This window comes from Bacillus cereus group sp. MYBK14-1, assembly GCF_051916885.1.
In the GTDB taxonomy this organism is placed as follows: Bacteria; Bacillota; Bacilli; order Bacillales; family Bacillaceae_G; genus Bacillus_A; species Bacillus_A cereus.
This window is the reverse complement of the sequence record NZ_JBQAHM010000024.1, coordinates 1-23206: the sequence shown is the minus strand read 5'-3', so window position 1 is coordinate 23206 and position 23206 is coordinate 1. Positions and strand designations below refer to the sequence as shown.

Sequence of the window (23206 nt, the reverse complement as noted above, 5' to 3'; positions counted from 1 at the left end):
TCTATTGTAGTTTAGACGAGGTACTATTTTATTTATACAAGCTCCAAAACAAAAATAGATATTATATAAAGCTATTATTGTTTTTTTGGCTTCTCTAAAAATTTCGTAAGAAGCGATTTAAATTCAGTTTCATTCACTCCAGTGTTTTTAGCAACTTCAATTACAGTAGTTGTTACATTAGCCGCTACTTTTAAATAGTCCTTACTGAAATTATCCATTTCATTTCTTTTTTCTTTTGCATTCTCAACTGTTACAGAATCAATACAAGTAATCATCTTATCTACAATATGTAAATAATTATTTTGTGCATCTATTATTTTTTGAACGTCATCTTTATTACTTACTTTCGATTGTTTTAAATATGTATATGCTTGATTCACTTCATCTTTTAAAATTTTATCATTATTTTTCGCCTGTTCTTGTAACATATTCTTCATATCATCTATTGTTTTTTGATCCATCGAATCTCGCAATAAATAATCTGGATTCCCAATCGCATAATCGTACTTAATCGTTACATCTTGAAATATTTTCATCACAATAGCTAATTGATACGCTACATCAAAATCATTGAATTCCTTTTTATCTTGTGGATTTGCTAAGGCTTTTGAACTCTCAGTTGCTTTAATATCCTGTTTTTCTTCTTGCTTCACTTTTTCTCCCTTTGATGATGTAGTTTCCTCTTTCGTTCCGCAGGCAGCAAGTCCTAATATAGAGATACTACAAACCAATCCTGTAAAGATTTTATGTTTCATAATTAGCCCCTTTTCCCTTTTGAAACCTATATTCTCCAATTATGATATCAAAGTTTAAAATGTTTTTTTGACATTTTTTGTCGAATCACTCTAAGGTTTACACAATTTTTTCTATTCTACAGATAAAGTGAAACTTTAATTAGCCCTCACCAAGCGGGCGTTTACGAGCAGTCCGACGCCCACCTAACTTCTTTACTTCCGCTGAAGTTTGAGATAGTGGTCTTACTGCCTGGCAAATAGCGGGATAAAAAAAAGATTCTCCCGATAGGAGAATCTTTTTTTTATTTTACAGAGACAATCTCTACTTGCATTTCTCCGCCTGGTGTTTGGATTGTTACTTTCTCACCAATTTGCTTACCTAATAAGCTTTTTGCGATTGGAGAATCGTTAGAAATTCTTCCTTCAAATGGGTCAGCTTCCGCGCTACCTACGATTGTGTACGCTTCTTCATCTCCATTTGGTAATTCTTTAAATGTTACTGTTTTACCTAATGTAACAACAGTAGATACTTCGCCATTATCTTTAATGATAACTGCGTTACGAATCATATTTTCTAATTGTGTAATACGTCCTTCTACGAACGCTTGCTCATCTTTCGCTGCATCGTACTCAGAGTTCTCAGAAAGGTCCCCGAAGCTACGTGCGATTTTAATACGTTCTACTACTTCTTTACGTCTTACTGTTTTTAATTGCTCAAGTTCGTTCTCTAGTTTTTGCTTACCCTCTTGCGTCATAGGGTATGTTTTTTCTGTTGACATATTTTCCACTCCTTTTATATACCAATCCCCCGAAAAAAAGAGGAGTTCCATATGAAAACTCCTCCGCTTCCATTGTTAGCGGAGGTTTCTAGTACCCTTGCACTAGCGGAGTTGTCACATACAACCCCGTATTTCCAATTCTTCTTTATATAAAGAAGATATGTATGGAAAGTTGATATAAATATGCCCTCACCTATATATAGATGAGGTTGCATGTTTCATTGTATTCGATAGGAAGGGAAAAAATCCCTTCCTACCGTATATCTTTTACTATGCTATTACAAATTTACTTTTTGTTCAAGAATTGTTGCAATTTTTGTCACCATAATATCAATTGCAACGTGGTTTTGTCCACCTTCAGGGATAATAATATCCGCAAATTTCTTAGAAGGCTCAATAAATTGATTGTGCATTGGACGTACAACATTTACGTACTGATCAATAACTGAATCCATCGTACGACCGCGCTCTTTAATATCACGCTGCATGCGACGCAGAATACGAAGGTCAGCATCCGTATCAACGAATAATTTAATGTCCATTAACTCGCAAAGACGTGGGTCTTCTAAAATAAGAATTCCTTCTAAAATAATTACATCTTTCGGCTCAACTGGAATAATTTCTTCTGAACGCGTATGCAATGTATAGTCATATACAGGCTTATCAATTTGCTCATATGCAAGCAACTGCTGCAAATGTTCAATTAACAGATCATTATCAAACGCAAGCGGATGATCATAATTTGTTTTTAAACGCTCTTCCATTGGTAAATGGCTTTGATCTTTGTAATAATAATCTTGCTCTAAGATTAAAATAGAATGACCTTTAAAATGGTCAAAAATCGCTTTCGTTACACTCGTTTTACCTGATCCCGAACCACCAGCAATTCCAATTACAACAGGCTTATTCGTCCCCATTCGACTATCACTCTTTCTTATTGAAGTATGCTTTTGCGCATCATATTATTCACATACACTCGTTGATCCACTTTGAATTTCACGATTTGCAACGGATGTCTCGCTGCATCTAATTCGTTTCCATCCTCATCCCAAATTTTCTCCACCGTTTGCGTAAAGTTTTCTATTTCTGGTCCAAAGAACTCCACTTCATGTCCTGGTTTGAAATGATTACGTTGCTCAATCGTTACGATGCCCGTTTCTTCATTATAATCTAACACTAAACCAGCAAAATCATACGTTGTTTTCTTACTATGATTTCCAAACATTTGCTCTTGATGTCCTGGAACCCCTTCAAAGAATGCAGGAGCTGTATCACGATTTGCACATTTATCAAGCTCATCTAACCATTCTTGTTTAAACTCAAAGTTATCTGGATCCGCACAATAAGCATCAATTACTTTACGATATACAGTTGCTACAGTCGCTACGTAATGGATTGATTTCATACGTCCTTCTACCTTTAAGCTATCGATTCCGATTTCAATCATTTTCGGAATTGATAAAATTAAATTTAAATCTTTTGGACTCATCGCAAAGTGAGCATCTCCTTCTTGGAATAGAGGAAGCTCTTTTGCATCTTTATGTTGTGATACTGTTTGAACTAAATCATAATCCCAGCGGCAAGATTGGCAACAACCACCACGATTAGAATCACGCGCTGTCATATGGTTACTTAATGTGCATCTTCCTGAATATGCGATACACATTGCACCATGTACGAATGCTTCAATTTCAATATCCACTTTTTCTTTAATTTCTTTCATTTCTTCATAGCTTGCTTCACGAGCTAATACAAGACGATGTAAACCTTCTTCTTTCCAATACTGTGCTGCTTTCCAGTTGGATAGTGATTGCTGTGTGCTTAAATGCACCTCAACAGAAGGCGCTACGCGTTTACAAGTCTCAATGATAAGCGGATCAGCAACGATAATTCCCGTTACGCCAGCTTTTTCAATCCCTTTTAAATATTCCTCTAGCCCGTCCATATTTTCATTATGTGCAAAGATATTTGTTGTTACGTATATTTTTGCTCCATACTTCTTTGCAAACTCAACGCCTTCTGCCATTTCTTCTAGCGTAAAGTTACCTGCATTCGAACGAAGACCAAATTCTTGTCCACCTAAATATACAGCATCTGCCCCGTAATGGATAGCTACTTTTAATTTTTCTAAGTTACCCGCAGGGATTAACAGTTCAGGTTTCTTCACAATAACACGTTTGCCATCGATCACTCGTGAAATTTCTTGTACAGTCATTTCCTACACCCTCCTCGTTTAGTAAACCGTTTCTTTAAAGAAGAATCCTGTATCTAACGGACGATTTACTGGTTGCATTTCTTCTATTTCTTTATATAGATCATCTTTCACGTCATAATATGCATCACGATCTTCTACGCATAAATCAATCGCTTGACGATATTTCTTCGTTACTTCAATAATGTATTCAGAGCTTTTTAGTACACCGTCGATTTTTAAGCTATCAACTTCAGCTTCGATTAGTTCCTCTAATTCATCGATGAAACAAATATCGTTCGGACTCATAATGTGAGTACCATTTTCATCTTCATAAATTGGATATTTATTGTTACGCTCTGGGTCATATAAGAACATATTCTCTTCATATTTTTTCTTTTCAATGTCAAGATTACGTCCTTGATACTCAAAGTAGTTTCCTACTAATGAACGCTTCGATTGGAACATACAAGTCATACCGTGAATTTGTACTTCTAGTTCCACTTCAGCATTTTCTTTTAAATCAACAATTTCATCTAAGCTCAGCTCACGAGCTAATACAGCGCGCTTCGCTCCTCTTTGTCCCCAGTAGTTACAAGTGAACCAGTTTGTTGCTGTCGTTTCTGTATTCCAGTGCAACTGCATATTTGGTGCTACTTCGCGAACAGCCATTAATACCGCTGGATCTCCGAAAACAATTGCATCTACATTTACTTCGTTTAAAAATGAAACGTAATCTGTTAATTCTTCTACTTTATCGTTGTGGAACATAGCGTTCATGGCTACGTATACTTTCACACCATTTTCATGTGCAATCTTCACAGTTTGTTTTACATCTTCACGTGAAAACTCCCCTGCTAAACGTAAACCAAACTTTTGCTCACCGATCATTACCGCATCTGCTCCTGCTTTCGCAAGAGGTTCGATATCCGCCACCGCTCTTGGCGTTACTAACAATTCAGGTTTCTTCATACCTTGGTCACCCTCTCTTTTTACTAACAGCTACTCCATCACCAATTGGGAAAATCGTTGTATCATATCCTTCATGATTCATAAGCCACTCATTGTACGTCTTAATACGACGGATTAAACCACGTGTACGTCTGTTTTCAATTTTCTCTTTTGTCGTTACAAGACCGTGGTACATAACATTATCTGAAATAATTACTCCACCAGGATTTAATAACGGTTCATATAAGTCAAAAAAGCGACGATACTGTCCTTTTGCTGCATCAATAAAAATAACGTCAAATGTCCCGTGTTCTTTTACTTGTTCACCTGTCTCTAACGCATCACCGTAAATAACTGAAATACGATCTGTTACTGGGGAACGTTCTATATATTCAAGTGCTTTTTCATATCTCTCACGATTGCGCTCAACTGTCACAATACGTGAATTTGGAATAGCTTGCATCATACGAATACTAGAATAACCGATTGCTGTTCCAAGTTCTAAAATGCTTTTCGGTCCAATTAAACGTAAAAATTGCAGCATAAATTCCATTCCAAGTCGATCCATAATTGGCACATGATTTTCTGTTGCATATTCTTCCATTTCAAGAATTAATTTATCTTTCGGATCAATAAATGATAATAGGTACTCGTTAACTGCATCCTCCATAAATGGTCCTCCTTATTTACATGGAGAAGTGCCTCTATGACGTCTTTTCACACATAGAATGCAATAAAAATACAAGCCAGCTTTACCCTTAGCTTGTACGTCCCGTTTTGATATTAAAAACGATTCTTCTGCCAGTTTTTAACCCGATATATTTTACCACAAAAAAGAGGGATGTGCGACTTTTTTCGCTATCCCTCCCCATTTCACTGTTTTTTCGTAATGTATTTTTGCTTTAATGCATTATGCTCTTCTAATGTTTTCGCATAATACACTTCACCACTTGGTGCAGCTAAGAAATAATAATAATCTGTTTGCGCAGGTTCTAACGCAGCTTCCACTGAATGTTTACCAGAGTTTGCGATCGGCCCTACCGGCAACCCTTTTACAACATACGTATTATACGGTGAGTTGACCTTTAAATCTTCGTATAATACACGTTGTTTATGCTTTCCAAGTGCATATAATACCGTTGGATCCGTTTGAAGTGGCATACCTTTTGTTAAACGATTATAAAAGACACTAGAGATCTTTTGACGATCTGTAAAACCAGTTGCCTCTTCTTCAATAAGTGAAGATAATGTTAAAAGCTGATGAACATCCCAATTCTTCGCTTTCATTTTCGCCTCATTTTGAACAATGATTGCATTTGTTTTCTCAAGCATTGGAATTACAATTGCTTCTAACGTCGTATCTTTCTTATAAAACGAATACGTTGCAGGATATAAATAACCTTCTAATGGGTATTTAATATTACTATCAAAGATTTTATCTGTTAATAACTTCGGATACTTTTGCTGCATTTTTTGAATAAATGCTTTATCGTTTAATTGACGCGTAACATCATCTTTATTCCACTTTAGTTCTGTCGCAATCGTTTCTGCAATTTCAGTTACTTGCGCCCCTTCTTTAATCGTCACTTTATAAAGAGCTGGACGATGCACGTTGCCAGATGACATTTGTTCGATCACATCTTCAGCATTCATTGAAGGATTTAATAAATATGTACCTGCTTGTAAACTTTTCGATTTAGCCTTTGTATAAAAACTAAAAACTGTACCGTTTTTTACAGCGCCTTTTTCTTCTAAAATTTCTCCAATTTTACTTGTAGATGATCCTTTCGGAATTTCTACTTCAATCTCTTTTTTATTCCCGCTATCAACTGGTCCTAATGCAGATGAAATATACGCATAGACTGAACCACAAACTAAAAGCAATGCAATAATCGAAAATAAAAAGATGCGTCTACGCTTCTTTTTCACTTGATTCTCTATCAAAACATTTCCTCCTTACTTAATTGTAGACCGTATGTACACCTTTCTATACAGCACGATGTAAAAACGCAACAAATTCACTTATCTTTTTTAATTGACACTTTATTTTTCTACAATCCGTCTCATTATACTACAAAGACTTACACAGTTTCGACAAAAAATCTTTCATTTTACATATAAATACAAAAAAAGATGGACTGTATGTCGTCCATCTTTTCAGTACTTATTATTCAGCTTCTTGCTCATCAGCTAGAGTGTTGAACATTTCTTGTACCATTTCCCACTCTTCTTCAGATTCGATTGGAAGTAAAGTTCCGCCCTCTTCCTCATTTTGCTCATAAGCCATTGCATCATAAATTTGGTCTCCATCTTCGTCTACTTCACCGATTGGAGAGAAGACTACGTATGATTTTTTGCCAAATTTTTCAGCGTCAAAAGTGAAAATAATTTCACATAAATGTTCGTTACCTTTTTCGTCTACAATTGTAATTTGATTTTCTTCCATTTTGGTCACCTCTTATTTACTATCTAAAAATCCTTGTAAGATTACGACTGCAGCCATCTTATCAATTACTTGCTTTCGCTTCTTACGGCTTACATCGGCTGAAATGAGTAGACGTTCCGCTGCCATTGTTGACAAACGCTCGTCCCACATTACAACGTCTAATTGTAACAGCTCTCGTAGGTTTTCTGCAAATTGTTGGCACGCTTCACCACGTGGGCCAATTGTACCATTCATATTTTTAGGTAAACCTACTACTATTTTGTCCACATTGTACTGCTTTACTAACTCAGAAATACGATCAAAACCAAAGTGACCTCGTTCTTCGTTAATCTTAATTGTTTCTAATCCTTGTGCTGTCCAGCCCATCTCGTCGCTAATTGCAACTCCGACTGTTTTTGTACCTACATCTAAACCTAATATCCGCATAAACTACTCCTCACGATGATGTTTCAAGTAAGACTTCACAAGCTCTTCAATTAACTCATCACGTTCAAGCTTGCGAATGATGCTACGTGCATCTTTATGGCGAGGTATGTATGCTGGGTCTCCACTTAATAAATAACCGACGATTTGGTTAATCGGATTATAGCCTTTTTCTTGAAGTGCATCATACACAGTTAAAAGTACATCATTTACATGGACACTCTGTTTTTCATCTTGAATGCTAAACTTCATTGTTTTATCAAAACCGTCCATTTCAAGCACCTCACTTATATAGTAAGTATAGGGAGAAGAACTTCTCCTCTCCCTACCATTGTACACTACTATCTCTTTATTTTGAAACAGATTTAACGTACTCTTGTACAAATGCTAAAGCTTCTTCGACTTGAGCTGGGTTTTTACCGCCTGCTTGTGCCATATCAGGACGGCCACCACCGCCACCGCCGCAACGAGAAGCTACTTCTTTCACAAGTTTACCAGCATGGTAACCTTGGCTAATTAAGTCTTTCGTTACACCTGCTAGGATGTTTACTTTATCGTCATTAACAGACGCTAATACAACAACTGCTGATTCTAATTTATTTTTCAGATCATCCATCATCGTACGTAAGTTGTTCATATCTGCAACATTTACTTTCGCTGCTAATACATTCACACCATCAACTGTCATTACAGAATCAGTTAAGTTTCCAGCTTCGATATTGCTTAATTTCGCAGCAAGAGATTCATTTTCTTTTTGCAGTTGTTTCACTTCAGCAAATAGACCATCAACTCTTGTTAAAATATCTTTCGGATTTGTTTTCATTTTTCCTGCTGCTTCTTTTAATAAACCTACTTGATCGTTCATTAATTCGTATGCAGACTTACCAGTTACTGCTTCAATACGACGAGTTCCTGCACCAATACCAGACTCAGCAACGATTTTGAAAATACCGATAGAAGCTGTATTATCAACGTGACAACCACCACAAAGCTCTAAGCTGTAATCGCCAACTTGTACAACGCGTACAACATCTCCGTATTTTTCACCGAATAATGCCATTGCGCCCATTTCTTTCGCTTCTTCGATTGCTTTTTGAGAAATCTCAACATCAATACTTTCCCAAATTTTTTCGTTTACCATACGCTCAATTTTTTCTAATTCGTCAGCTTGTACTTGACCGAAATGAGAGAAGTCAAAACGTAGACGTTCAGAAGTTACAAGAGAACCTGCTTGGTTAACGTGTGTTCCAAGTACGTCTTTTAATGCTTGGTGTAGTAAGTGAGTTGCTGTATGATTTTTTACAACGCTACTACGGTTTTTCGTATCGATAATAGCTTTTACAGCCGCATCTTTCGTTAATGTACCTTCTTCAACAACAACTTTATGCAAGTTTTGGCCGTTTGGTGCTTTTTGTACGTCTTTTACAAGAACTTTCACACCATCTGCAAGAAGGTAACCACGGTCTGCAATTTGTCCACCACTCTCAGCATAGAATGGTGTTACATCAAGAATTAACTGTCCTTCTTCACCAGCTTGTAAGCTGTCTGTGTATTCGCCGTTTTTCACAAGTGCAACAACGTTACTTTCTGTTGCAACTGTACCGTAACCAACGAATTCGCTCGCTACTTTAATTTCTCCAAGGACACCACCTTGAACTTGCATAGAATCAACGTCTTGACGAGCAGCACGTGCACGCTCACGTTGTTTTTCCATTTCATTTTCAAAACCTTCATGATCAACTGTCATGCCAGCTTCTTCTGCATATTCTTCTGTTAATTCAATTGGGAAACCGTATGTGTCATATAGACGGAACGCATCTACTCCAGAAATAACAGTTGTTTTTTCTTCTTTTGCTTTTGCAATTACTTCAGCTAAAATCGCTTCACCATCATGAAGTGTTTCATGGAAACGCTCTTCTTCGTTCTTCACAACTTTCGCAATGAAATCTTTCTTTTCAAGTACTTCTGGATAGAAGTCTTTCATTACTTCTCCAACAACCGGTACTAATTCAAACATAAATGGACGGTTGATGTTTAATTTCTTCGAATAACGAACAGCGCGGCGTAATAAACGACGTAATACATAACCACGGCCTTCGTTAGATGGAAGAGCACCGTCACCAACAGCGAATGTTACTGTACGGATATGGTCAGCAATTACTTTGAATGCCATATCTTTTTCTAAATCGCCATTACGATATTTTTCACCAGAAATTGTTTCTGTTGCACCAATCATCGGCATGAATAGGTCTGTATCAAAGTTCGTAGGTACATCTTGAACGATAGATGTCATACGCTCTAGACCCATCCCTGTATCAATGTTTTTCTTAGGAAGTGGTGTATATGAACCGTCTGGATTATGGTTAAATTGAGAGAATACAAGGTTCCATACTTCTAAGTAACGCTCGTTTTCTCCGCCTGGATATAATTCTGGGTCACTAAAGTCATTACCGTAAGCTTCTCCGCGGTCATAGAAAATCTCTGTATTCGGTCCACTTGGCCCTTCACCGATATCCCAGAAGTTTTCTTCTAAGCGGATAATACGCTCTTTTGGAACGCCCATTTTCTCATTCCAAATTGTGAATGCTTCTTCATCTTCTGGATGGATTGTAACTGATAGTAATTCTTTATCGAATCCGATCCATTTGTCGCTCGTTAAGAATTCCCAAGCCCATGTAATTGCTTCTTCTTTGAAGTAATCACCAATTGAGAAGTTTCCTAACATTTCAAAGAATGTATGGTGACGAGCTGTTTTCCCTACGTTTTCAATATCGTTTGTACGAATTGATTTTTGAGCATTTGTAATACGTGGATTTTGTGGGATTACACGTCCATCAAAATATTTTTTTAATGTAGCTACACCACTATTAATCCATAGAAGAGATGGATCTTCATGTGGAACTAGTGATGCACTAGGTTCTACTGCATGTCCTTTTTCTTGGAAAAAGTCTAAAAACATTTGACGAATTTGTGCGCCTGTTAGTTGTTTCATTGTATTTTCCTCCTTAAATATAAAAAACTCCCGTCCCTATAAAAGGGACGAGAGTTAACTCGCGATACCACCCTAATTATGAATTGATTACAATAACAATCAATTCATCACCTCATGGTGCCGTAACGTGGCAAGACGGCAGTGATTAGCTGCTCTCAGGATTAGCTTTCTGTTACCCTTCATTTAAAGCTTCTTTCAGCCATATGGAAGCTTCTCTCTATAAATGGACTGTAACGTACTTGTTCCGTCATTGATTTAATGTATTATATGACTAAATATAATAGAATTCTCTTAAGTTTGTCAATGTAGATAATCATTTATATTGTATTAATTGCTTATTAATCATAGGTATTCTACTATTCATTCTTAACAGCCTTTTCATATATTATGCGTTTATTAACAAATCGGAATCTCCTTATAAGAATGATTTATAAAAATTTCTAAATATTACTTTTTTTGCTATAATTAAATTATTGTTAATAAAATAAAGGAGCGATCACAATGACAACCTTACTTAGCAAAGCTAAAAACATATTAGCGACTGACGAAACGATATTATTTTACGCAGCATGTTCATTAGACATATTTATTTATCGTTCCGTCGCAAGGCCAGGATTGCTAATTTTAACGAACAAAAGACTATTCTTTTATGGGCCAGATGTAAGTAAGAATCCAATATTTGAAGAGTACTCTTTCGCAAAAATTTCTAATCTAAAAGAACAAAAGCGTCTTTTCAACAATCAAATTATATTTATGTATGATAACGAATGGAAAAAAATAAAACATATTCAAACAAATGATGTGAGCTCCCTCATTCAAAAAATACACGAGCAACTTTCTAAATAAATATATGATTAGCCCTCTATTTCTTACATAGAGGGCTTCTATACTTACACATCTTCTTTTTTCAAGAGCGGTCTCACATGAACAATGACAGTGCGAATAACTGCTAAAACCGGAACCGATATTAGCAATCCTACAATCCCAGCTACCTCTCCCCCAACTAGTAAGGCAAGCATAATAATAACGGGATGCATACGAAGTGACTTACCAACGATGTAAGGCGATAAAATGTTACTCTCCACAAATTGCAAAATCGCAATCGTGATCCCCGCCTTAATAAGTAAACTCGTTGATACTGTTGCTGCAATCATTAACGTCGGGATCGCTCCTAAAATAGGACCGAAGTATGGGATTATATCCGTTACCCCAATAATAATGCCAAGCAATAATGGATATTTCATACCGATAAACCAAAAAGAAAGAGCTGATACTCCCCCTAATACTAAACAAACAAATAACTGTCCTCGAATATAGCTTCCAAGTGACTTATCAATTTCTTTCGCAAGCATTTGCCCCGTACCTCGCCATTTACTTGGGACTAGTTTCCAAAAGATATGATAAAACTCACCATAATCTTTTAATATGTAAAATACAATGAACGGTATTAAGAAAATAATGAGCAATGAATCGAGTACACCACGAGCTGTACTCATCACTTTATTTAAAAGCGCTTGAATCTTCGTTTCCACACCCACAAAAAGTTGTTTCACCTTTTCATGAATGAACGAAGGGAAATTCGCTGTTTGTTCTGTAACGCCATCCATCCACGAATCGTACATCTTTGTAAACTGGGGAAATTGTTCATTAATCTCTTGTAACTGTTTAATAACGACTGGTGTTCCTTTATAAATCCCATAACCAATTCCGCCAAAGAAAAGGATATAAATGAGCAAAATGGCAAGTGTACGGGGCATCCCTTCCTTATGAATTTTTTCAATTAAAGGGTGCAATAAATACGCAATAAAACACGCGATAAGAAACGGCGTGATTGCTACTTTAAATACAAAAATAATCGGTGCCCATAGCGGCTTAATTTTTAAAAAGACGAGCAGACAAAGAAAAACAAGTAACAATAATCCTAAACGATATATCCAAATGATTTTAAGATTCTTCACATGAAAAACCTCCTCCACCTTTATTTTGAAAATAAATGGGGTAGGTTATGTGCGAAACTTTTAAAATCTTTTCATACGGACCATACTGTTTTTTAAAGACGTACATATAAATAACATAACAAGGACAACCACCCCTGAGAATACAGCATGAATTAATATAATCAGGAGGGCTAATTATGGTTTTGTTTATGCTTGGATTATCAGCAATTTTTATGATTCTTGAATGGATTTGTATCGGGTTCGGTATTTGGAAGGGGTTCTTTATTCATTCCTCACGTAAAGAAAAAGCGAAGCAATTATGGCAGTATGGAATACTTGGCGTTGGCTGCTACGGTCTATCTTATCTTTTCTCAGAGATCGGACTTTTTTATTTGCATATGGGTGCATAAAAAAACTCCCTTGTCTACAAGGGAGTTTTTCAATTTATCGAAATGATTATAAGTAAGACTTAATCATCTTACGTGCTTTTTTCATATTGCGTTTTGAAAATACATCTTGTTTACGAGCATATTGATATGCTGCAGCTCCAACACCTAATGCGATTAATGAATTGCGTAGATTCAAAGTAAATCCCCCTTTTCGTTATCCGATCGTTCTTTCATTCTCATCAAATAAATCATCAAGAGAGCTTAATGAACCATCTTCCTCAACTTGATGTGTATGGATTTTCCCCTTTGAAACCGATAATTCGATATAACAATTCCAGCAATAAAATTGGTTGACACCTATTTTTCCAATGTCTTTCCCTTTGCAATTTGGACAAATGAACATATGGCTTTCATCTCCTTACAGTCTCCCAGATTCTATTCGCCATTATGTCCAAACTGCATTCATTTATACATTACTGGAGCCTTTCAACGCTATGCGTTTGAAAGTTTCACTATATAATTTCACCTTGTTACATGAAATCATACGGTGAAATGTTTTCCACGTCCATTTCCTCGCCATTAACTGTGACCATCTGTACTTCTCCTTGTGATTCTTGCAAGCGACTAGCTAAAGTTGTTTGACGCATTGCATCATCAAGGCGATTTACACCAGATTGGAAAGCTGCTTCCTCCCCGCAAATAATAAGGAACTTCTTACTTCTTGTAATACCCGTGTAAATTAAATTACGACGTAACATACGGTTGTAACTTTTCACGATTGGCATAATAACAATCGGAAATTCACTACCTTGTGATTTATGAATGGAACAACAATATGCATGCGTAATTTGATTTAAATCGGGCTTCGTATACGTTACCTCAATTCCATCAAATGAAACGATAATCATATCTTGTTGCTCAACGTTTTCTTTTGCATAAAACACCGAAACAATTTCCCCAATATCACCATTAAACACTTGGCTCTCCGGCTGATTCACGAGTTGCAGTACTTTATCACCTCTTCGGTACACAACATCACCGTAAGCAATTTCTTTACTCTTTTCCCTCTTCGGATTAAATACTTGTTGCAGCGCTTCGTTTAATACATTAATACCAGCAGGCCCGCGGTACATCGGTGCTAATACTTGAACATCCCTTGCACTAAAGCCTTTTGTTTTAGCATTTTCGCAAACTTTTTTCACAACCTCAACAATTTGAGCCCCTGTACAGCTGATAAACGAACGATCTTTTTTGTTTTGCGCTAAATCTGGTGGTAGAGTTCCATTTTTTATCGCATGGGCAAGTTGAATCACTGATGAGCCTTCCGCTTGACGATAAATTTCAGTAAGCTTCACTGTCGGAACTGCGCCTGCATTTAATAAATCTTTTAATACTTGTCCAGGTCCTACAGATGGCAACTGATCTTCATCACCTACAACGATAACTTGAATATTCGTCGGCAACGACTTAAATAGCTGATTTGCAAGCCAAATATCAACCATTGAAAATTCATCGATAATAAGGAGCTTACCTTGGACAGGATCCGTTTCATTACGCTGGAAAGATCCTTCTGGCGTCCAACCAAGTAAACGGTGAATTGTGCAAGCTGGAAGTCCTGTCGATTCACTCATCCGCTTCGCTGCTCTTCCTGTTGGAGCTGTTAATAGTATTGGAAATGGATTATCATCACTGTATTCATTCGGATTTAACGATAATCCGTGAAGTGACGCATACATTTCAACAATCCCTTTAATAACTGTTGTTTTCCCTGTTCCTGGTCCACCTGTCAATAACATCATCGGTTTATGAAGTGCCGTTTGAATTGCTTCTTGCTGAAACGGTGCATATTGTACGTTCAGTTGTTCTTCAATTTCACCTAACGTTTTTAACACTTCCGCTTCTGGAAATGAAGGTGTTTCTTCTTGATTCATAAGCCTGCGAATAGACTTTACAACACCTTTTTCAGAGTAGAATAACGTCGCTAAATACACTCGTTCTTCTTCTATGATGACTTTCCCTTCACTTTGCATCGTTTCAATACAACCTATAATATCTTCCTCAGTCACTCTTCCTTCTTGATTGTTTAAAAGTGACATCGTTTCTCTTACAAGTTGATCTTTCCTCATATAAACATGACCAAGTTGTAATGAGACATTCTCTAATGTGTAAAAACATCCCGCTCGTACACGGTCGTCATGATTACCCGATATCCCTAACGCACGCCCTATATCATCCGCTCTTCCAAAACCAATCCCGTCCACTTCTTCAATAAGTTGATACGGATTATTACGAATCACTTCTAATGTCATCTCTTTATATTGCTGGTAAATCTTAATAGAAAGTTTCGTTCCAAAACCGTAGCCATTTAAAAAGCTCATTACTTTCTCTAATCCTTGATGTTCAACAATTGTCTCATATATTTCCTGAGCCTTTTGTTTATTAACAACACCATTTAACGCCTCAGGGTCATCCATAATTTTAGAAATAGCATGTTCTCCGAGATGGTCCACAATTTTTTCAGCTGTACGTTTTCCTATCCCTTTAAATAAATCACTCGCTAAATATTGCACCATACCTGCTTTTGTTTGTGGCAATTCTTTTTTAAATGTTTCAACCATATATTGTTTTCCATACTTTGGATGGTCCTTAAAATGACCTGTCAATGTAAACACTTCATCTTCATGCATGCGGGGAAAATGACCGTTTATCATTACTTTCTTTTCGTCATACGTTTCATTCGTTTCAATGACTTTCATACTGACAACGGAATAGAGGTTTTCTTCGTTGTGGAAAATGGTATGAAGAACTTGCGCTTTTATAAACTTTTTCTCTTCCTCAAACAAATCCATTGCATGTTGATTTCCCATCTTTCCTCTCCTTTCCGATATTTTCACTTTAATGAGCAGTACATCCCCCACCTTTTTAGATGAGGGATAACTACCCATTAAACTATATTTTTATCTTATTCAGCTTCTTGCTCTAATAAACGAACGCCATTACCCGCTAAAAAGTGATCTGGCTGAATTTCAGTTGCTTTCTTAAATAAAGCGAGAGCCTTCTCATTATTTTCCTCAAATACGTACGCAACACCTAAATTGTAATACGCATCTGCATGCTCTTCATCCATTTCTAATACCTTTTCAAAATAAGGTTTCGCCTCTTGAACATGTTCTAATCGCGCGAAGCAAAGTCCGCACTGGAATACAGCTTCTACATCGTTTTCATCTAATTCTGTTGCTCTTTGTAAGAATGGTAGTGCAAGACGATCATTTCCAAGCTGTACATGTGTGATACCTAACATAAATGTTACATCAGCTGATTGTAATCCAGCTTGCATTGCTTGTTCAAATACAGCTTTCGCCTCAGTAAATTGCTCTTGGCCATAATATACATTTCCTAAACCATAATAGGCAGCTGCAGATTTATCATCTAACTCTAGTGCGCGTTTATAAAATAAAATCGCTCGCTCGCTATCACCTAATACGTCTAATAAATTTGCAAAATTAATGTATCCAAGCGCATCTTTCGGATTTTCTTCGATTGCTTCTGTAAAATTTTTAGCTGCTTCTTCCCAGTTTCCTTCTTGCATATATTGAATACCTGTTTCAAGTTTGTTTGACATGTCCTTCACCTCTACAACAAATTATAACAAAGAATGTATTTTCCAAGCGAACGAAAATTCGCTTTATGTAAAAGAAACCTCTAACCGCTAATCGGCAGAGGCTTCTCGTTTATCCTAAATAATCCAATTTCTTACCACTACGGTATACTTCATCAATTGTAGCACCGCCTAAGCACTCATCTCCATCATAGAAAACGACTGCTTGTCCTGGTGTAATTGCACGAATTGGCTCATCACAAAGAATACGAACTGTATTTTCATCAACGATTTGAACCGTTACTTTATTGTCTTCTTGACGATAACGGAATTTCGCCGTGCACTTAAATTCGGTTTCTTTTTCTTTGTTACTTACCCATCCTACATTCGTAGCAATAACTTCATCACCATATAGAAGTTCGTTATGGAATCCTTGATCAACATATAAAATGTTTTCTTTTAGATTTTTCCCAACAGCAAACCATGGATCACCATTACCACCAATTCCAAGGCCATGACGTTGTCCAATTGTATAATACATTAAACCGTCATGCTTCCCTTTCACTTCACCAGATAATGTTTGCATTACACCTGGTTGTGCCGGTAAGTAGTTACTTAAGAAATCTTTAAAGTTACGCTCACCAATGAAGCAAATACCTGTACTATCTTTTTTCGCCGCTGTCGCTAAGCCAGCTTCTTTCGCCATTTCACGAATTTGCGGTTTCTTTAATTCACCTAACGGGAACATTGTTTTTGATAATTGCTCTTGGCTTAATTGATTTAAGAAATATGTTTGATCTTTATTGTCATCAACGCCGCGAAGCATTTTATATTCGCCGTCCATATAAGCAACGCGTGCATAATGGCCTGTTGCCACATAATCCGCACCAAGCGCAATTGCATGCTCTAAAAATGCTTTAAATTTAATTTCTTTATTACACATTACATCTGGGTTTGGTGTACGACCAGCTCGATACTCATCTAAGAAGTACGTAAATACTTTATCCCAGTATTGTTTTTCAAAGTTTACTGCATAATACGGAATACCAATTTGGTTACACACTTCAATTACATCATTGTAATCTTCTGTTGCTGTGCAGACACCATTCTCATCTGTATCATCCCAGTTTTTCATAAAAATTCCGATTACATCATAACCTTGCTCTTTTAATAAAAGTGCTGCTACAGATGAATCGACGCCACCGGACATTCCGATGACAACGCGTGTTTCGTGAGGTAGTTTGTTCATCATGTCACCTCCCATGCTAATTTTGTGTTAATCGCTTCACGATTTTCACTGTTTCGTACGCCGCTTTTTCAATTTGCTCTTTCGTATTTCCAAGTCCAAAACTAAAGCGTACGGATGAACGTATTTGATCGGAGTCTTTTCCAAACATCGCTACTAATACATGTGATGGATCAATCGAACCAGCTGTACAAGCAGAACCGCTTGATACTGCAATGCCAGCAAGGTCTAAGTTCACAAGAAATGGTTCAATGTTCATTCCTGTAAAACTTACATTAAGTACATGCGGTAAGCGATGTTCTAAGTTTCCGTTTACCTCGAAAGTAATGCCTTCATTTTTGAAGACAGATACCATTATATCTTTAAACTCTTCATATTGGGCATTTTTTTGCTCACGAGTTTTTTCAGCTATAAGAATTGCATGCTGAAGCCCAGCAATACTAGGCACATTTTCCGTACCAGCACGGCGTTTTCTTTCTTGCTCTCCGCCTATTAATAACGGTTCAAATTTCACATTTGCACCAGCGTATAAGAACCCTACACCTTTTGGCCCATTAATTTTATGAGCTGAAATTGATAATAAATCAATTCCAAACTCTTTCACATTAATTTCTACTAAACCGTAAGCTTGTACCGCATCTGTATGGAAATAAGCTTGATGATCTTTTAGCAACTTTCCTATTTCCACAATTGGTTGCATTGTCCCTACTTCATTATTCCCAAACATAACAGATACAAGAATCGTCTCTTCTGTTAATGCCTTTTGTATGTCAGAAACTTGAATAAGCCCTGTTTCATCGACAGGTAAATATGTCACTTCAAACCCTTCACGCTCTAACAATTCGCACGTATGCAAAATCGCATGATGTTCAATTTGCGTCGTTATTATGTGGTTACCTTTATGACGGTTCGCACGTGCTACACCGATAAGCGCTAAATTATCAGCTTCTGTACCACCGCTCGTAAATATAATTTCATTCGGATTCGCATGAATGCTGCGTGCACACACTCGTCTCGCCTCATCTACTGCATGGCGAGTTTGACGTCCATAAAAGTGAATACTAGACGGGTTCCCGAATATTTCTGTCATATATGGAATCATCTTTTCGACCACTTCTGGGTGAGTCGGAGATGTCGCAGCATGATCTAAGTAAATGCGTTCCATTAAATCTCCTTCTTTCCAAATCGTTTCACAAGGAATTAAATGTAAAACATATAGCCCCCGTGATTTTCTTCCTCATAACGTACTAAATCTTCTAACGTTGTACTATCTAACACTTCTTGCACCGCATCACGAACACGCATCCATAACTGGCGCTGTGCTGGCTCTTCTTCTTCTATCATTTCTACAACACTAATCGGTCCCTCTAATACACGGATTACATCCCCAGCTGTAATGTTAGCCGGTTGATCAGATAATACATATCCGCCGTATGCCCCGCGCGTACTCTTTACAAGACGAGCGTTACGAAGTGGTGAAATTAATTGCTCTAAGTAATGCTCGGATAAGTCATGCGCCTGCGCAATTGATTTTAATGAAATCGGACCTTCACCAAACTTTTTTGCAAGATCAATCATAATTGTTAAGCCATAGCGGCCTTTTGTTGAAATCTTCATCTATTTTGCACCTCTTTTCAAATTTTCACTTCTATTGGTTATATCTTATTTATAAAAAGAACACAATTTAAAATCCTATGAAATTATAGCATAATATAGTATTATAAGAAATTTCAACTTGTGTATCAAAATGATAACATAAAATCACATTGAAAAACTCGGAAATTATTACAATTGAAAGAAAAATGAAAATATTAACCTTCATTTTTCCCATAAAACAGCATCCTATTTCAAATTCCGTAGAAAAAAATGATACGATAGAACGAGATTATATATTAAGGGAGACGGTCCAAATGAAACAACCACTCGCACATCGAATGCGCCCTACAAATATTCAAGAAATTATTGGGCAACAACATTTAGTTGGTGAAGGAAAGATTTTATGGCGAATGGTCCAAGCCAATCATTTTCAATCTATGATTTTATACGGTCCTCCAGGTACAGGAAAAACATCCATTGCCAGTGCAATTGCAGGAAGTACCGGTACCCCGTTTCGTCTATTGAACGCTGTTACTCACAATAAAAAAGATATGGAAGTTGTCGTACAAGAAGCGAAGATGCATCGACACCTCGTTTTAATTTTAGATGAAGTTCACCGTCTAGATAAAGCAAAGCAAGACTTTCTATTACCTCACTTAGAAAGCGGACTTCTTACTTTAATTGGTGCTACGACAAGTAATCCATTCCATGCAATAAACTCCGCTATTCGAAGCAGGTGTCAAATTTTCGAATTACACGCACTAACAGAAGAAGATATTTTAATTGGGTTAAAAAGAGCTTTAGAAGATAAAGAAAAAGGGCTTGGAGAATATGCAGTAACGGTAACAGATGAAGCACTACATCACTTTGCAAACGCCTCTGGTGGTGATATGCGTTCCGCTTATAACGCACTTGAGCTTGCTGTATTATCTAGCTTTACTACAGACGATCAAGCGGCTGAAATCACACTCGAGATTGCAGAAGAATGCTTACAAAAGAAGAGCTTCGTCCACGACAAAGGCGGCGATGCTCATTATGATGTGTTATCAGCATTTCAAAAATCAGTGCGCGGAAGTGATGTAAATGCAGCACTCCATTATTTAGCACGCCTTATTGAAGCAGGTGATTTACAAAGCATTGGCAGACGCCTTCTTATTATGGCTTATGAAGATATTGGACTTGCTAGCCCACAAGCTGGACCACGTACACTAGCTGCAATTGAATCAGCTGAACGAGTTGGATTCCCAGAAGCACGCATCCCACTTGCAAATGCCGTTATCGAGCTATGCTTATCACCAAAATCAAATTCAGCTTATAAAGCACTTGATGCTGCATTACACGATTTACGCAACGGTCAAACAGGTGACATTCCAAGCCATTTAAAAGATAGTCATTACAAAGGCGCAGAATCACTTGGAAGAGGCATTGGATATTTATATCCGCACGACCATCCAAACGGCTGGGTAAGGCAACAATACTTACCTGATAAAATAAAAAGCAAGCAATATTATAAACCGAAAACGACAGGAAAATTTGAGCAAGCACTTTCTACTGTTTATGAAAGATTACAAACTTCGAATAAAACGAAAAATAAAGGGTAACATAAACGAAAACGTCACCATTATGGAGGCTTCGCTTATGAAAACACGTCAAGATGCATGGACAAAAGAAGATGATCTCCTTTTAGCAGAAACTGTTTTACGACATATTCGCAGCGGAAGTACACAAATAAAAGCATTTGATGAAGTTGGCGATGCGTTGAACCGGACTTCAGCAGCTTGCGGCTTTAGATGGAATGCTGAAGTAAGACCGAATTACGAAGATGCGGTGCAGCTTGCAAAAAAACAACGTAAAGAATTAAAACGTTCTGAAGCTAATATAGAAAAAAATCGGTTCACGAAAACGAAACAACTCGTAATTGACGCCGATTTTTCAGAAGATATTACGCCAAGTAAACAAGATCTTACAATGCAAAATGTCATTTCATTTTTACAAAATTTAGAACATAACAATCCTTCACTTGCAAAGTTACAAACTGAAAATGATGTATTACAAGCTCAACTCACCTCTCTGCAAAAAACGAATCATGAACTTGAAACGAAATTAGCGGTACTCACAAAAAAACAACAAGCAATCGAAGAAGATTACGCGATGCTTGTTCGAATTATGGATCGTGCTCGAAAACTTGTTTCAGTCGAAGAGCAAGAAGAGCAAATTGCCCCGATTTTCAAAACCGATCAAAATGGGAATTTAGATATTATTTATTCTGCAGAGAATTAAAAACAGGGATGTCACTTTTTTAACTGAGTGACATCCCTGTTTGTTTTCGGTGAACCATATATAGATATCGGTAAATGAAATTATATTAACGGTTTTTCGAATATATCTATCACAACTTGCAATATATCAACGATTTTTCAAATATATCTATCACAACTTGCAATATATCAACGATTTTTCAAATATATCTATCACAACTTACAATATATCAACGATTCAATAAAGGATATCGATTTAACGACAAAGATTGACAATAACATTCCTCCTTGTCATACAAGGAAACTCCTAAAACGAATTGGATATTTTTTACTAAAATGTTATTATAAACATATACCTTTAAAGGGAGATGGTTGCTATTTCATTAATAATCTTCAAAATAACTCTTGGCCTTCTCGTCCTAACTTTAGCTCTTTTCACCATTAACAGTCTAAAAAAGACATCCGCCTATAAATCAGATAAATATGATTATTGCTTACTAACCTTACTTACATTTGAACTAGTAGTGATGCAAATATTCATATTTCTTTAATACATATAAAAAAGCATATATCCAAAATGGATATATGCTTTTCTTTTATTCTTGCCCTACACGTTTCACTTCTACGTTTTTAATGCGTTCACGTACAACGTGACTTGCCATAATTAAGCCTGCCACAGATGGTACGAATGCATTTGATGAAGGCGGTAATTTCGCCTTACGAATTTTTGCATTCTCGTCTGGTACAATTTCTTTACGTACTTCTTCACGAATTACGATTGGGTTTTCGTCAGAGAAGACAACTTTTACACCTTTTTTAATACCCTCTTTACGAAGCTTCGTACGAATGACTTTCGCAATTGGATCTGTATGTGTTTTAGAGATGTCCGCAATACGGAAACGAGTTGGGTCCATTTTATTCGCTGCACCCATACTTGAGATAATTTTAATTTTACGACGTAAACATTGTTTAATTAAATGAATTTTGAACGTAATCGTATCAGATGCATCCACTACAAAGTCTAAACCGTACTTAAAGAACTCTTCATATGTTTCATCTGTATAAAACATTTCTAGTCCAATTACTTCACACTCTGGGTTAATGTCCGCGATACGCTCTTTCATTAATTCTACTTTTGAACGTCCTACAGTAGATACTAAAGCGTGAATTTGACGGTTTACGTTTGTAATATCTACAACGTCTTTATCAACTAATACGAGACGTCCTACGCCAGAACGTGCTAACGCTTCAGCTGCAAAAGAACCTACACCGCCAATTCCTAAAATACCGACTGTACTATTTTTTAATATTTCAAGTCCTTCTTTACCGAAGGCTAATTCATTACGTGAAAATTGATGTAACATTCAGCTCTACACTCCTATTACAAAAATGGTCTACCATGTATTCTAGCGTTTTTCCGACTATTTGTATAGAAAAAGTTATAGAATTCCTAAAAATACATATTTCGAGAATGAAAACATAGACCAGAATTTTATTTCTTCCTAAATACACGTTTAAAAAAGAGGATTTAGAGAACCGAGCAGATCAAGGCGCTGAAACCAGGAGGAGCGCAGTGTAGAAACACTACTCGAGCACCAGACTGGCGAAGCAACGATGAGATGCGACAGTTATCTGAACCAGACTTTTTAAACTTCCTTTCAATACA

Annotated in this window: 24 protein-coding genes and 1 other annotated feature; of the genes, 4 read left to right on the top strand and 20 right to left on the bottom strand. The window is 36.8% G+C overall.

Annotated elements, in window-relative coordinates; translation table 11 throughout:
• Window positions 1-74 precede the first annotated feature (74 nt).
• From ACTFR3_RS28670 to alaS, 11 genes are all read right to left on the bottom strand, one after another.
• Window positions 75-755 carry a hypothetical protein gene (locus tag ACTFR3_RS28670; protein ID WP_000680871.1) on the bottom strand — a complete coding sequence of 227 codons (681 nt, stop codon included), beginning with the start codon at window positions 753-755 and terminating at the stop codon, window positions 75-77.
• A 281-nt stretch (window positions 756-1036) separates the two neighbouring features.
• The gene (greA, locus tag ACTFR3_RS28665) at window positions 1037-1513 is read right to left on the bottom strand and encodes a transcription elongation factor GreA (protein WP_014894880.1); all 477 of its coding nucleotides are present in this window, start codon (window positions 1511-1513) and stop codon (window positions 1037-1039) included.
• Between the two features lie 278 nt (window positions 1514-1791).
• Window positions 1792-2430, bottom strand: a complete 639-nt coding sequence (gene udk, locus ACTFR3_RS28660) for a uridine kinase (RefSeq protein WP_000537078.1) — start codon at window positions 2428-2430, stop codon at window positions 1792-1794.
• A 17-nt stretch (window positions 2431-2447) separates the two neighbouring features.
• Window positions 2448-3728, bottom strand: a complete 1281-nt coding sequence (locus ACTFR3_RS28655; protein WP_000217974.1) for a peptidase U32 family protein — start codon at window positions 3726-3728, stop codon at window positions 2448-2450.
• Window positions 3729-3746: 18 nt separating this feature from the next.
• Window positions 3747-4676, bottom strand: coding sequence for a peptidase U32 family protein (locus tag ACTFR3_RS28650; RefSeq protein ID WP_000742801.1), 930 nt, complete (start codon window positions 4674-4676; stop codon window positions 3747-3749).
• A 7-nt stretch (window positions 4677-4683) separates the two neighbouring features.
• Window positions 4684-5325 (bottom strand): O-methyltransferase, encoded by a 642-nt coding sequence (locus ACTFR3_RS28645; protein ID WP_000389102.1) that lies wholly within the window; start codon window positions 5323-5325, stop codon window positions 4684-4686.
• 203 nt (window positions 5326-5528) lie between these two features.
• The gene (mltG, locus tag ACTFR3_RS28640; RefSeq protein WP_000572134.1) at window positions 5529-6599 is read right to left on the bottom strand and encodes an endolytic transglycosylase MltG; all 1071 of its coding nucleotides are present in this window, start codon (window positions 6597-6599) and stop codon (window positions 5529-5531) included.
• Between the two features lie 223 nt (window positions 6600-6822).
• Window positions 6823-7101 carry a DUF1292 domain-containing protein gene (locus ACTFR3_RS28635; protein WP_000392247.1) on the bottom strand — a complete coding sequence of 93 codons (279 nt, stop codon included), beginning with the start codon at window positions 7099-7101 and terminating at the stop codon, window positions 6823-6825.
• 12 nt (window positions 7102-7113) lie between these two features.
• Window positions 7114-7527, bottom strand: a complete 414-nt coding sequence (ruvX, locus tag ACTFR3_RS28630; RefSeq protein ID WP_001221193.1) for a Holliday junction resolvase RuvX — start codon at window positions 7525-7527, stop codon at window positions 7114-7116.
• A gap of 3 nt (window positions 7528-7530) precedes the next feature.
• The gene (locus tag ACTFR3_RS28625; RefSeq protein ID WP_000348590.1) at window positions 7531-7797 is read right to left on the bottom strand and encodes an IreB family regulatory phosphoprotein; all 267 of its coding nucleotides are present in this window, start codon (window positions 7795-7797) and stop codon (window positions 7531-7533) included.
• Window positions 7798-7873: 76 nt separating this feature from the next.
• On the bottom strand, window positions 7874-10516 hold the full coding sequence (gene alaS, locus ACTFR3_RS28620) for an alanine--tRNA ligase (protein WP_000811825.1): 2643 nt from the start codon (window positions 10514-10516) through the stop codon (window positions 7874-7876).
• 40 nt (window positions 10517-10556) lie between these two features.
• Window positions 10557-10776 (bottom strand) — a binding site (T-box leader).
• Between the two features lie 241 nt (window positions 10777-11017).
• Here alaS and ACTFR3_RS28615 point away from each other — a divergent pair.
• A complete protein-coding gene (locus ACTFR3_RS28615) occupies window positions 11018-11362 on the top strand; it encodes a PH domain-containing protein (protein ID WP_000209577.1) in 345 nt (114 codons plus the stop codon).
• 44 nt (window positions 11363-11406) lie between these two features.
• Here the strand turns inward: ACTFR3_RS28615 and ACTFR3_RS28610 are convergent, their stop codons facing one another.
• Window positions 11407-12474 (bottom strand): AI-2E family transporter, encoded by a 1068-nt coding sequence (locus tag ACTFR3_RS28610; protein ID WP_000793131.1) that lies wholly within the window; start codon window positions 12472-12474, stop codon window positions 11407-11409.
• Between the two features lie 176 nt (window positions 12475-12650).
• Between ACTFR3_RS28610 and ACTFR3_RS28605 the strand changes: the two genes are divergently transcribed.
• The gene (locus ACTFR3_RS28605) at window positions 12651-12863 is read left to right on the top strand and encodes a hypothetical protein (RefSeq protein ID WP_000242533.1); all 213 of its coding nucleotides are present in this window, start codon (window positions 12651-12653) and stop codon (window positions 12861-12863) included.
• A 46-nt stretch (window positions 12864-12909) separates the two neighbouring features.
• Here ACTFR3_RS28605 and ACTFR3_RS28600 read toward each other — a convergent pair whose 3' ends face one another.
• The 7 genes from ACTFR3_RS28600 to cymR all read right to left on the bottom strand — a co-directional run bounded on the left by ACTFR3_RS28600 (window position 12910) and on the right by cymR (window position 19303).
• Window positions 12910-13038: a YrzQ family protein gene (locus ACTFR3_RS28600; RefSeq protein WP_001053553.1), complete on the bottom strand. Its 129-nt coding sequence runs from the start codon at window positions 13036-13038 to the stop codon at window positions 12910-12912.
• Window positions 13039-13056: 18 nt separating this feature from the next.
• Entirely contained in the window at window positions 13057-13245 is a 189-nt protein-coding gene (locus tag ACTFR3_RS28595; RefSeq protein ID WP_000469281.1) for a hypothetical protein, read from the bottom strand.
• A gap of 127 nt (window positions 13246-13372) precedes the next feature.
• Window positions 13373-15709 (bottom strand): SF1B family DNA helicase RecD2, encoded by a 2337-nt coding sequence (gene recD2 / locus ACTFR3_RS28590; RefSeq protein ID WP_000528082.1) that lies wholly within the window; start codon window positions 15707-15709, stop codon window positions 13373-13375.
• A 95-nt stretch (window positions 15710-15804) separates the two neighbouring features.
• Window positions 15805-16464, bottom strand: a complete 660-nt coding sequence (locus ACTFR3_RS28585) for a tetratricopeptide repeat protein (protein ID WP_000066409.1) — start codon at window positions 16462-16464, stop codon at window positions 15805-15807.
• 109 nt (window positions 16465-16573) lie between these two features.
• Window positions 16574-17689, bottom strand: a complete 1116-nt coding sequence (gene mnmA, locus ACTFR3_RS28580; RefSeq protein ID WP_001038010.1) for a tRNA 2-thiouridine(34) synthase MnmA — start codon at window positions 17687-17689, stop codon at window positions 16574-16576.
• 16 nt (window positions 17690-17705) lie between these two features.
• Window positions 17706-18851, bottom strand: coding sequence for a cysteine desulfurase family protein (locus ACTFR3_RS28575; protein ID WP_000439881.1), 1146 nt, complete (start codon window positions 18849-18851; stop codon window positions 17706-17708).
• A gap of 35 nt (window positions 18852-18886) precedes the next feature.
• Entirely contained in the window at window positions 18887-19303 is a 417-nt protein-coding gene (gene cymR, locus ACTFR3_RS28570; protein ID WP_000704116.1) for a cysteine metabolism transcriptional regulator CymR, read from the bottom strand.
• 293 nt (window positions 19304-19596) lie between these two features.
• On the opposite strand from cymR, the gene ACTFR3_RS28565 reads away from it, so the two are divergent.
• Window positions 19597-20883: a replication-associated recombination protein A gene (locus tag ACTFR3_RS28565; RefSeq protein ID WP_000812943.1), complete on the top strand. Its 1287-nt coding sequence runs from the start codon at window positions 19597-19599 to the stop codon at window positions 20881-20883.
• A gap of 37 nt (window positions 20884-20920) precedes the next feature.
• Window positions 20921-21562 carry an RsfA family transcriptional regulator gene (locus tag ACTFR3_RS28560; RefSeq protein ID WP_000857713.1) on the top strand — a complete coding sequence of 214 codons (642 nt, stop codon included), beginning with the start codon at window positions 20921-20923 and terminating at the stop codon, window positions 21560-21562.
• Between the two features lie 574 nt (window positions 21563-22136).
• Here ACTFR3_RS28560 and ACTFR3_RS28555 read toward each other — a convergent pair.
• Window positions 22137-22904 carry a tRNA threonylcarbamoyladenosine dehydratase gene (locus tag ACTFR3_RS28555; RefSeq protein ID WP_000903179.1) on the bottom strand — a complete coding sequence of 256 codons (768 nt, stop codon included), beginning with the start codon at window positions 22902-22904 and terminating at the stop codon, window positions 22137-22139.
• Window positions 22905-23206 lie beyond the last annotated feature (302 nt).